The organism is Mesorhizobium sp. M7A.F.Ca.CA.004.04.2.1 (assembly GCF_004022825.1).
Lineage (GTDB): Bacteria > Pseudomonadota > Alphaproteobacteria > Rhizobiales > Rhizobiaceae > Mesorhizobium.
Genome location: NZ_RZPH01000072.1, coordinates 1 through 11,380 on the forward strand (window position 1 = coordinate 1; position 11,380 = coordinate 11,380).

The window sequence follows — 11,380 nt, forward strand, 5'->3', positions numbered from 1 at the left end:
GAAAATCCCTGCGCGAGGCCGACATTTTCGCCGACCGTCATCCACTCGATCAGGCCGAGATCCTGGTGAATGAAGGCGACGGATTGGCGCTGGTTCGGCCGCGGCGGGCGATGATGATAAGGCTCGCCGCGAAACAGGATGCTGCCGCCATCGGGACGGTAGATGCCGGCAAGCGTCTTGATCAGCGTCGACTTACCGGCGCCGTTCTCGCCGAGCAGTGCCAGGATCTCGCCCTTGTGCAGATCGAGCGACACGTCGGAGAGCGCGCGGGTGCCGCCGAACTCCTTGGTAATCGACTTGAATTCGATCAATTTTTCCTCAGACACAAGCGTTCCTCCCAAGATCGCCAAATGATGTTATCGATAACATTTCTGAGCGTCAAGCGACAAAGTCCAGGGCTCGCCGCTCAGCTGGTCTTGCCGTCGAGCAGGCGCATCATTTCAGCCGAATCCTTAGACCCCAGCCCGGCCGCGCAGAGCAGGCGATGGATCTCGACCACCTGCCCGGTCATCGGCATCGGCGTCTTGGTCTTCAGCGCAAAGGCCTGCAGCGAATCGAGGTCCTTCAGCATGTTGTCGATGCGTCCGGTGGCTGAAAAATCGCGAGCGGCAAACTTTGCCATGAACTCCTGCATGATGCTGGAATCGGCCCTGCCGCCCTTCAGCGCCGCCGGGATGGCCTTGGGATCGACGCCGCCGGCTTCGGCGAGTTTCACCGCTTCGGCGACGGCCTGGAACAGCACCGCGCAGAAAAGCTGGTTGATCAGCTTGGTTGTCTGCCCTGCCCCGCTCGGCCCCATCAGCGTGTAGTTGGCGCAGAGATGCCGCATCACCGTGCGCGCGTGTTCGAAGTCTGCCGCCTCGCCGCCCGCCATGACGGTCAGCCGGCCGGCGAGCGCACCGGGAACGCCGCCCGACAGCGGACAGTCGAGCCATTTCATGCCGGTCTCGGCAAAGAGCTTCTTCGCCATCTCAGCGGTGTCGGCCGGGTCGATCGACGACATGTCGATCAGCAGCTTTTCGGACGACGCCGCAGCCGCGACACCGCCGTCGCCAAACACCACCGAACGCACGATATCGGCATGGTTGAGGCTGAGGATGACGAAGCTGCTGGCGTGTGTCGCCTCGGCGACAGACGCGGCGGCTGCCGCACCCTTCGCGGTCAGGGCGGCAACCTTGGCCTTGTCCAGATCGAACATCGTGACGGTCTGCTTGGTCTCGATCAGGCGGGTGGCAATCGCCGATCCCATGATGCCGGCGCCGACAACGGCGATTTGTGCTGCTTCTGTCATGTCAACGTGCCTCTCTCTTTGTCCCGGCAGCGGGTGCGACACTGAGAGTGCCCAGCCCCTCCAAAGCCGCGTCGACTATGCTGTAGACCGGAGCGTTGATATCCACGGTGACCACTAGCTTCTCACCATCCGGATTTTCCAGCGCAGCGAATTGGCTATCGAGCAGCGCCGGCGGAAAGAAATGGCCGCCACGCTCGGCGAGTCTGGCTTGCAGCAGCGCGCGCGACCCCTCCAAGAATATGAAAACCGCCGACCCGCCCACCGCATGGCGAAGCCGATCACGGTAGGATTCCTTCAGCGCTGAGCAGCTTACGACAAGCCCACGGCCCTCCTCGTTCGCCTGGCGCAAGGCTGCACCCACCAGATCCAGCCACGGCCAGCGATCGTCATCGGCGAGCGGGATGCCGGCCGACATCTTTTCGACATTGCCGGGCGGATGCAGCGTGTCGCCTTCGATGAAGGGGAGGCCGAGCCGCTCCGCAATCTCGACTCCGATTCTGGTCTTGCCGCAGCCGCTGACACCCATCACGACGATGAGTGCGGGCTCAAAGACAGGTCGTGATGCCGCCATCGACATAGAGCGTGTGTCCGTTGACAAAGGATGAGGCCGGTCCGGCCAGGAAGACTGCCGCGCCGATCAGTTCGCCGACATCGCCCCAGCGTCCGGCCGGCGTTCGGTTGGTCAGCCATGTCGAAAATTCGGGATTGTCGACCAGCGCCTGGTTGAGCGGCGTCTTGAAATAGCCCGGCGCGATGGAATTGATCTGCAGGCCATGCTTGGCCCAGTCGGCGCACATGCCGCGCGTCAGATTGCGCACCGCTCCCTTCGTGGCGGTATAGGGCGCGATGTTCGTGCGGGCCAACTCGCTTTGTACCGAGGCGATGTTGATGATCTTGCCGCACTTGCGCGCAATCATGTACCGCGCCACCGCCTGCCCGACGAAAAACACGCTGGAGATGTTGGTGCGCAGCAGCTCGTCCCATTTGTCCGCAGGGAAGTCCTCGAGCGGCATACGAAACTGCATGCCGGCATTGTTGATCAAAATGTCGATGGCGCCGATCGTCGCCTCGATCTCGGCGACGCCTTTGACGACCGCAGCGTGATCGGTCACGTCGAAGACCGCCACGCGAGCCTTGTATCCCCGGGCCACCAGCGCATCGGCAGCGGCCGCGACTTTTTCAGCGTTGCGCCCGTTCAGCACGATTTCGGCGCCGTGCTGCGCCAGCCCCTCTGCCAGCGCCAGGCCGATCCCCTGACCCGAGCCGGTGACCAGCGCCCGCATGCCGGTCAAATCGAACAACGAACTGCTCATGCGCTCCTCCTGAGGACTGTCCCCTGAAGCGGATATGATTTCCACCGCGCCGCCGCCAGTGCCTATTGACATGAATGTTATCGATAACATAGTCAATGGGAAAAATGAACTTGCTGAGGAGACGACGCCATGACCGATATATTGATGACCGGCCCCTATCCGGATTGGGACATGGAAGACCTCGAGGCGAGATATCGCGTTCACAAGCTCTGGCAGGCGGAGGACAAGGACGCGCTTATCGCAAGCCGAGCTGGCGCGATTCGTGCCATCGCAACGCGCGGCGAGCTTGGGGCAAGTGCGGCGCTGATGGCGAAACTGCCGAAGCTTGAAATCGTCTCCTGCTATGGCGTCGGCACCGACGCCATCGACCTTGCTTACGCCAGGGCAAACGGCATCCGCGTCACCAACACGCCTGACGTGCTGACCGAGGACGTGGCCGATATCGGCATCGGGCTGCTGCTGGCAGTGGCGCGCAAGATCCCGCAGGCCGACGCCTACGTCCGCGATGGCAGCTGGCGCAAGGCCAACATGCCGCTGGTGACGCGCGTTTGCGGGAAAAGGCTGGGCATTGTCGGCATGGGCCGCGTCGGCGCGGCGGTGGCCAGGCGCGCCGCAGCCTTCGACTGCGCTGTCGCCTATTTCGACGTGCGTAAGCGCGATGACTTGCCCTACGCATTCGTTGGCGATCTGGTCGAACTGGCGCGACAGAGTGAATTCATGATTGTGACGCTCGCTGGCGGCGACAGCACGAAGCACATCATCGATGCGGATGTTCTGGCTGCACTCGGGCCTGACGGCATCGTCATAAATATTTCGCGCGGCAGCACGGTTGACGAGACCGCGTTGCTCGCGGCCCTGGAATCCAGTGCCATAAAGGGCGCCGGCCTTGACGTGTTCTGGAACGAGCCAACGATCGACGATCGCTTCCTGAAGCTTTCCAATGTCGTGCTGCAACCGCACCACGCCAGCGGCACGGTGGAGACCCGCAAGGCAATGGGTCAGCTCGTTCGCGACAATCTCGCGGCCCATTTCGGCGGACAGACCTTGCTGACACCGGTCGTTTGAGAAAGAGATTCCATCATGAAGTCGATCGTCATCCACGCGATAAAAGACCTGCGGATAGAGGAGACCGATCCGGGCTCCCCCGGCGCCGGACAGGTCGAGATCGCGGTCGAAGCCGGCGGCATCTGCGGCTCGGACCTGCACTACTATAACCATGGCGGCTTCGGCGCGATTCGCCTGCGCGAACCGATGATCCTCGGCCACGAGGTTGCCGGCACAGTAAAGGTCATCGGCGGCGGCGTTTCCACACTCGCTGTCGGCGACCGCGTCGCGATCTCGCCCAGCCGACCCTGCAACGCCTGCCGCTACTGCCTGCAAGGCATGCAGAACCAATGCCTCAACATGCGCTTCTATGGCAGCGCCATGCCGATGCCCCATATACAAGGGGCGTTCCGCCAGCGCCTGATCGCGGAGGCGTGGCAATGTCATAAAATCGCCGACCATATCTCCATCAACGAGGCCGCTTTCGCCGAGCCTTTTGCGGTTACGCTGCATGCCCTGAACCGCGCCGGCTCGCTGCTCGGCAAACGCGTTCTGGTCACCGGCTGCGGGCCGATCGGCGCGCTTTGCATCCTGGCAGCCAGAGCCCACGGCGCGCGCGAAATCATCGTCACCGACGTCATGGATGCCGTGCTGGAAAAGGCTCGGGAGATCGGCGCTGACCGCACCATCAATGTCGCCACCGACGCCGACAAGCTCGCTGCCTATAACATCGAAAAGGGCAGTTTCGACGTGATGTTCGAATGCTCCGGCAACGAGCGCGCGGCACGGGCCGGACTCGACGTGCTGAAGCCGCGCGGCGTGCTGATGCAGCTCGGCCTTGGCGGCGACGTGTCTCTCCCGCAGAACCTGATCGTCGCCAAAGAGATCGAGATGCGCGGCAGCTTCCGTTTTCACGAGGAATTCGCGCTCGCCGTCGACCTGATCAACCACCGCCGGGTGGATGTCAAACCGCTGCTATCAGGCATCTATCCGCTCGACGAGGCGGTTACCGCTTTCGAGATCGCTGGTGACCGCAACAGGTCGATGAAGGTCCAGATCGCGTTCTGAAGATCCTTCGGATGCGCTGGAAGCGCATCAACACATCGCCTTTAAATCGCGTCGGCGCCGATCGCCGCCAGCGCGGCGCGTGCCACGTCGAAATCCTGCTCGCCGGTTCCCGAACCGACACCGATGGCGCCCGCCAGGCGGCCATCGAAGCGGATCGGCAGGCCGCCAGGCAAATTGGTCACGCCGCCCTGTGAGGCGATCCCAGCCAAGGTTGCTGCTTCGGGCGCCATGCCGCCGGTGGCGGCGTTGATCGACGCCGCCGTGCGCGCCTTTGCCCGCGCCGTGTGCAGGCTCAGGAACCGTGCGCCGTCCATACGCAGGCTGGCGATGGTCTCGCCGCTTGCATCGACAACCACAAGACATTGCGGCACCCCTATCGTGACGGCGCGTGCGGCTCCGGCAGCCACGGCTTTCAACGCGCCGTCATGCGTGAGGCTGATGGTCTTTCGAAACATCGCTATGCCTTTACTGTTTTGGAATTTGCTGAAGGAGTTCAGGTGCTTTCGCGCTCGACGACGCGATACCCGGTCAGGATGATTTCCTGTTCGTGCTTCTTTTCGCCGCCGCGGATGATCTGGATAAGCCTGCGGGCAGCTTGTTGTCCGATGCCATAGCAGTCCACGTTCACGGTTGTGATGCCGGGATGGCAGAAGGCGGCAACCTCATAGTCGCCAAAGCCGGCAATGGCGATGTCCTGCGGGACCCGCATTCCACGACGCTTGCATTCCATCAGCGCGCCAAAGGCCGAGAGATCGGAAACGCAGAGCACGGCCTCGGTGTCCGGCCAGCGTTCCAGCATGCTCACAACCGCCTGGCCACCTTGTTCGATGGAGATCGGTGGCACGCCGAAGGAGACAAGCCGGCCGGTCGGCAGGCCGAGTTCCTCGATGGCTCGGACAAAGCCTTCGCGCCGCTGGCTGCCGCGCGTGTCGCGCGAGGTCGTGCCACCGATGTAGCCGAATTTTCGATAGCCTTTCCTGGCCAGCGTTTTGACGAGAAGCCCCATCGCCTCTTCGTTGGAGAACCCGACCACCTGATCGATGGGTTTCGACGGCAACTCCCAGGTTTCGACTACCGGGATGCCCGCGTTATCAAGAAGGCGGCGGGCGCGCTCCGTATGGGCTCCTCCAGTCATTATGATGCCTTCCGGCCGTCGGCGGAGCATCGCTTCGATCAGCTTTTCCTCCTTCTCGACCGTGTAGTCGGTGTAGCCGAGAAGAAGCTGGAGTCCCGTGCTCTCCAGTTCATCCGTAATACCGCGCGCCGTGTCGGCGAAGTTGGAATTGTTGAGCGATGGAACCATTGCAGCAACAAATCCAGTCTTGCGCGAGGACAGGGTACCGGCTGACTGGTCGAGCACGTAACCAAGCTCGTTGACCGCAGCCATGATCTTTTCCCGCGTCGCCTTGGAAACCCGGCTGCCCTCTTTCAGGGCGCGTGAAACGGTCATGGTGGACACACCTGCCCGCAGCGCCACGTCAACCATAGTTGGCGCATGGCTTTCGAGGGGCCTAGATGAGGCAGCCTTGGCCATCATGCCGCTCCACCGGCCGGCTGAGGCCTGCCCAAGGGAAGCGCTAGACGTTCGGTCACAAGGTCTCTGCGGCGTCCTGCATCGATCATGAGCCACCCCTTGGAATCAAACTCCACGCGAAGGACATGTTATCGATACCATCTGAACAAGACAACGACCATATGTGTCTAGGTATTGTCATGAGCACTGGGTGACGGTTCTTTTCTCGAACGTTGAGTCGCGTACGAAAATTACCGTCAAAGCACCGTCAGATGGATCTGCTGCCCTTACACCCAGATTTGCACGAGGCCAAAGAAATCAGCGACTTAGGCAATCGAAGACTTCAGTTGATAATGTGGGTCCGATTGTGAATGAGATGAACCGCAAACCGTTGGTTTTTCTGCGAAAAACCACTACGAAGCACTCCGGACTACGCTAACCCCTCATTGCCGGGTGGATCGTCCGTATGGTCCCGCAACCGCTCCGCTTCTCCGATAATGCCAAGTGCTTACTAGGTGCGATGAGCCGGCAGCCGGCGGGACAGACGGCAACCTTGCCATTCACCGGACGGGAACTGTGCATTTTTTCCAAAAGCAGGAACATACCTGCATCGCCCAAGTTAGACATCGACGGCATTGGATCACGGATTCTTTCTCGCATTCTCCAGTCTGACAGAGTGCTCCATGATTCTTTGATGCTCGAACCAATGGGCAGGACAATGTACCGCTGTCAGCTTTTCTTATCTGCCTTTGGCCTGGTGTTGGCGGGTGGCCTGTCCCCACAGGGCCAAGCCATGGCACAGGCGCCCTGCCCGGCCCACCACGATAAGCTGCTCGCTGTCCTCAAGGCCAATGTGAAAGCGAGCGGCGGACCTGCCAACGGAGGCTTTGAGACTAACGAATGGGCGGCTGTCGTTGCCCGCGACGGCGCCGTGTGCGCGATCGCTTTCAGCGGTCCCACCGCCGATTCCCAATGGCCAGGCAGTCGCCTCGTCGCGGCAGAGAAGGCCAATACGGCCAATGGGCTCAGCTTGGCGCAAATGGCCCTATCGACGGCCAATCTCTACGCGGGGGCGCAACCTGGCGGGCCGCTTTTCGGCTTGCAGGAGACCAATCCGGTTAACCAGGCCGCGGCCTATGCGGGCGATCCCAAAACGTTCGGAAGCGCCAGCGATCCCCTTGTCGGCAAGCCGATTGGAGGCGTCGTTGTGTTTGGCGGCGGGCTTGCCCTCTATGACGGCAAGAGCATCGTCGGAGGGATCGGGGTCTCCGGAGATTCCTCATGCGCCGATCACAATGTCGCCTGGCGTGTTCGCGCGGCGCTCGGCCTCGACAAGGTTCCCGCCGGGGTCAATCCCAATCGCAAGGACGCCATCGTCTACGATCTCGATCCCGGCGGCAAAAGCGCCTCGGGTTGGGGCCATCCGCTTTGTGCCGGTACCGAGGCTGACATCGCGGCGGCGCTCGGCGCCGGCGTGGGAGGCTCGATCCACAAATGAAAGGCACGCTGCACCCGGCACCGGCGCGCGTTGACGCAGGACGAGGCGCCCGCGCATTGGCGACCGAGAATTCTTTTCGCACCTGCATACTCTCGGTGATGCTGCTGGCATGCGGCCCATTCCTGAGCGGTGCCTCGGAGCCGCCATCGGCGGCGGCTATTGCGCCGCCCGCCGCCGCCGCGCCACCCGATGACGGGCAATGGACAATGCCGGCCAAGAACTACGCGTCGACCCGCTTCAGCGACCTGACCGAGATCAACGAAGGCAACGTCAAGAACCTGCAGGTCGCCTTCACCTTCTCCACCGGCGTGAACAAGGGCCAGGAAGCAGCGCCGCTGGTTGTCGGCAACATCATGTACATCGTCACGCCCTTTCCCAACATCGTCTACGCGCTCGACCTTTCCAGGCCCGGCGCGCCGATGAAGTGGAAGTACGAGCCCAACCCCGAGCCGGCGGCACAAGGGGTGGCCTGCTGCGATGTCGTCAACCGCGGCGCGGCCTTCGCCGACGGGCGCATCTTCTTCAACACGCTGGACGGCCACACGATCGCCCTCGACGCCAACACAGGCAAACCGATCTGGAACGCTCATATCGGCAACATCAACATCGGCGAGACCATCACCATGGCTCCGCTGGTGGTGAAGGGCAAAGTTTTGGTCGGCAATTCCGGCGGCGAAATGGGCGTCCGCGGCTGGGTCAAGGCGCTGGATGCCGGAGACGGGCATATTGTCTGGACGGCTTATGGCACTGGACCCGACAAGGATGTGCTGATCGGCCCGGACTTCAAGCCCCACTATGACATGGACAAGGGCACAGACCTTGGCGTGACGACATGGCCGCCGGAAGCCTGGAAGATCGGCGGCGGCAATATGTGGGGCTGGATCTCCTACGATCCGGACTTGAACTTGATTTTCCACGGCACAGGCAATCCAGGACCGTGGAATCCGGATTTGCGGCCCGGCGACAACAAATGGACGTCCGGTATTTTCGCGCGTGATCCCGATACCGGAGCGGCGAAGTGGTTCTATCAGTGGAGCCCGCATGACCTCCATGACTATGACGGCATCAACGAGCAGATCCTTTTGGACATGACCTGGCAAGGCAAGCCGCGCAAGGTCCTCGTCCGACCGGAACGCAACGGCTACCTCTATATCCTCGATCGGACCACTGGCGAGGTGCTGTCGGCCACAGCCTATGGCCCGGTCAATTCCAGCAAGGGCGTCGACCTGAAGACCGGCCGCCTGATTGCAAACCCCGACAAGAGAACCGGCACCGGCAAGGTGGTGCGAGACATTTGCCCGACAGCGTCCGGCCTCAAGGACTGGCAGCCATCGGCCTTTTCGCCGAGGACCGGCCTGCTCTACATCCCCCACAACAATCTCTGCATGGATGAAGAAGGCGTCGAGGTAAACTACATCGCAGGCACGCCCTATGTCGGCATGAACGTACGCATGATCCCCGGGCCGGGCGGCAATCGTGGTGCCTTCACCGCCTGGGATGTTGCCGCCGCCAAGCCGGCCTGGGTCCTGAAGGAGAACTTTCCGGTGTGGAGCGGCACCGTCGTCACTGCCGGCGATGTCGTCTTTTACGGCACCATGGAAGGCTGGTTCAAGGCGGTCAGCGCCAGGACTGGCGACCTCCTTTGGCAATTCAAGACATCGTCCGGCATCATCGGCCAGCCGATAACCTATCGCGGCCCCGATGGGCACCAATATGTCGCAATTCTGTCAGGCGTCGGTGGCTGGGCCGGTGCCATCGTTTCCGGCGACCTCGACCCACGCGATGCCACCGCGGCACTTGGCTTCGTCAACGCGATGAAGGATCTAAAGAACGCTACCACGGCGGGAGGCACGCTTTATGTGTTCCGGCTGCCTTGATGGATCGGACTTGACCGTACGTCCGGCGCGAAAGGCGTTCCAACGGGTGGCGATCGGCATGGCCGGGCTCGCCTTGTTGCTCTTGCCGGCTATTGCCAGTCCACGTGAGTTGAGAGTGTGCGCCGACCCGAACAACATGCCGTTTTCCAACGCGGCCGGTCAAGGCTTCGAGAACAGGATCGCGGAAATTATCGCCACTGATCTCGGCGCCAAGCTGACGTACACTTGGTGGGCGCAGCGGCGTGGCTTCATCCGCAACACGCTGAAGGCAGGCCTTTGCGATCTCGTGCCCGGCACGCCTGCCAATCTCGAAATGCTGCGCACGACCACGCCTTACTACCGTTCGTCTTATGTCTTCGTAACCCGCCAGGACGGCCCGGACGTGGCCTCCTTCAACGACCCGCGGTTGCAAGAATTGCGTATCGGTGTTCAGCTCATCGGCGACGACGGCGCCAACTCGCCGCCTGTCCAGGCGCTTGGCCGCCGCGGCATCGTCGGGCACCTCATCGGCTACCCCGTCTATGGCGACTACTCCGCTCCCAACCCTCCGGCGCGCATCGTCGAAGCTGTTGCGAACGGCGAGATCGATCTTGCCGTGGTTTGGGGTCCGCTCGCCGGCTATTTCGCCGAGAGGCAAAAGGTGTCGCTCCGGATCACGCCGGTCACGCCTCGCATCGACGGACCGCAACTGCCGCTAATGTACGACATCTCAATGGGTGTTCGGCGCGAGGACGATGCGCTGCGTGGCGATGTGAATAGCGCGCTTGCCAGACACAAGGCCGAGATCGACGCGGTTCTGGCGCAATACGGCGTACCGCGTCTGGACATGGCCGGGAGTCCGGCGCGATGAGGCAGGCTCTGGCGATGTTACTGCCCTTGACGCTGGCCCTGGTCGCCTGCCAGCGCGAGGAGCGCGACACGCGACCGCAATCGGCACTCGGCTCAGGTGAGCAGCCGACGCCCGTGACCACGTTGGAGCCGGGCGGACAGCGACCCTCCCCCACCGATAACAAGGCGGCGAGCTTCGAGGCCAACGCCTTCCACATGAGCGAGGGCAAACGCCTGTTCGGCTGGTTCAACTGCTCGGGCTGCCATGCCAATGGCGGTGGCGGCATGGGCCCGGCGCTCATGGACGAGAAGTGGCTCTACGGCAGCTCGATCGAAAGCATCCACGCCACGATCCGCGACGGCAGGCCGAACGGGATGCCGAGCTTCGGCCAGAAGATACCCGATGACCAGATATGGGAGCTGGCGGCATATGTGCGTGCACTGGGCGGCAACGCGCCCTCCTCCGCCGCGCCGCAACGCAATGACGGCATGATGGTGCATCCCTCGGAAAACCGTCTGCCGGATGCCGCGACACTGGGCAAATCACCGTGAAGCGCCCGGCCTCGGTGGCCTTCGCCCTCTGTGTCCTGCTTCTTCTGCAGGGATGCGCAGGCTGGCAGTCGGCGCTGGATCCGAAAGGCCCCGCAGCCGGCGAGTTGGCTTGGCTGATCTGGTTCTTCACCGCGCTTTGCGCGGTTGTGTGGGTGCTGGTGATGATCGCTCTCGCAGCACCGCTGGTTATGCGATCGCGTCCCGGCGATGAACCCCTCTTACTCGACGAAGCGGCCGAACGCCGCAAGATGCGCGTGGTCGCGTCCGCCGTCGGGCTGACCGCCATCATCCTGATCGGACTGACGCTGCTAAGCTTTTTCGCCAACAGGACGCTGGCTGCGATAGGCTCGGAGGCTGTGCTGACAATCAGGGTGACCGGGCACCAGTGGTGGTGGG

General features: G+C 62.5%; 12 protein-coding genes and 1 pseudogene. 7 read left to right on the forward strand and 6 right to left on the reverse strand.

What is annotated here, in order from left to right; translation table 11 throughout:
• The 4 genes from EN893_RS05505 to EN893_RS05520 form a co-directional block, all read right to left on the reverse strand.
• On the reverse strand, positions 1 to 326 hold a 326-nt coding region (locus EN893_RS05505), incomplete at its 3' end, for an ATP-binding cassette domain-containing protein (protein WP_164900725.1).
• Between the two features lie 80 nt (positions 327 to 406).
• Positions 407 to 1,291, reverse strand: a complete 885-nt coding sequence (locus EN893_RS05510) for an NAD(P)-dependent oxidoreductase (protein WP_127268551.1) — start codon at positions 1,289 to 1,291, stop codon at positions 407 to 409.
• A gap of 1 nt (position 1,292) precedes the next feature.
• Entirely contained in the window at positions 1,293 to 1,868 is a 576-nt protein-coding gene (locus EN893_RS05515; protein WP_236383252.1) for a gluconokinase, read from the reverse strand.
• The gene (locus EN893_RS05520) at positions 1,837 to 2,604 is read right to left on the reverse strand and encodes an SDR family oxidoreductase (RefSeq protein WP_127268550.1); all 768 of its coding nucleotides are present in this window, start codon (positions 2,602 to 2,604) and stop codon (positions 1,837 to 1,839) included. Before EN893_RS05520 ends, EN893_RS05515 begins: the two co-directional genes overlap by 32 nt.
• Positions 2,605 to 2,733: 129 nt before the next feature.
• On the opposite strand from EN893_RS05520, the gene EN893_RS05525 reads away from it, so the two are divergent.
• On the forward strand, positions 2,734 to 3,669 hold the full coding sequence (locus EN893_RS05525; RefSeq protein WP_127268549.1) for a 2-hydroxyacid dehydrogenase: 936 nt from the start codon (positions 2,734 to 2,736) through the stop codon (positions 3,667 to 3,669).
• A gap of 15 nt (positions 3,670 to 3,684) precedes the next feature.
• Positions 3,685 to 4,716, forward strand: coding sequence for an L-idonate 5-dehydrogenase (locus EN893_RS05530; RefSeq protein WP_127268548.1), 1,032 nt, complete (start codon positions 3,685 to 3,687; stop codon positions 4,714 to 4,716).
• Positions 4,717 to 4,757: 41 nt separating this feature from the next.
• Here the strand turns inward: EN893_RS05530 and EN893_RS05535 are convergent, their stop codons facing one another.
• Positions 4,758 to 5,177, reverse strand: coding sequence for a heme-binding protein (locus EN893_RS05535; RefSeq protein ID WP_127268547.1), 420 nt, complete (start codon positions 5,175 to 5,177; stop codon positions 4,758 to 4,760).
• Positions 5,178 to 5,209: 32 nt separating this feature from the next.
• The gene (locus EN893_RS05540; protein WP_245465010.1) at positions 5,210 to 6,202 is read right to left on the reverse strand and encodes a LacI family DNA-binding transcriptional regulator; all 993 of its coding nucleotides are present in this window, start codon (positions 6,200 to 6,202) and stop codon (positions 5,210 to 5,212) included.
• An 820-nt stretch (positions 6,203 to 7,022) separates the two neighbouring features.
• On the opposite strand from EN893_RS05540, the gene EN893_RS05545 reads away from it, so the two are divergent.
• The 5 genes and pseudogenes from EN893_RS05545 to EN893_RS05565 all read left to right on the forward strand — a co-directional run.
• A complete protein-coding gene (locus EN893_RS05545) occupies positions 7,023 to 7,727 on the forward strand; it encodes a heme-binding protein (RefSeq protein ID WP_127271842.1) in 705 nt (234 codons plus the stop codon).
• On the forward strand, positions 7,724 to 9,604 hold the full coding sequence (locus EN893_RS05550) for a methanol/ethanol family PQQ-dependent dehydrogenase (protein WP_127271841.1): 1,881 nt from the start codon (positions 7,724 to 7,726) through the stop codon (positions 9,602 to 9,604). Before EN893_RS05545 ends, EN893_RS05550 begins: the two co-directional genes overlap by 4 nt.
• Complete coding sequence (locus EN893_RS05555) at positions 9,585 to 10,454, forward strand: substrate-binding domain-containing protein (RefSeq protein WP_127268116.1); 870 nt, start codon at positions 9,585 to 9,587, stop codon at positions 10,452 to 10,454. Before EN893_RS05550 ends, EN893_RS05555 begins: the two co-directional genes overlap by 20 nt.
• Complete coding sequence (locus tag EN893_RS05560; RefSeq protein WP_127268117.1) at positions 10,451 to 10,984, forward strand: c-type cytochrome; 534 nt, start codon at positions 10,451 to 10,453, stop codon at positions 10,982 to 10,984. The genes EN893_RS05555 and EN893_RS05560 overlap by 4 nt, the downstream gene beginning before the upstream one ends.
• Positions 10,981 to 11,380 (forward strand): annotated as a pseudogene (locus EN893_RS05565) (cytochrome c oxidase subunit II); the annotation flags it as partial. The gene EN893_RS05560 and the pseudogene EN893_RS05565, both read left to right, overlap by 4 nt.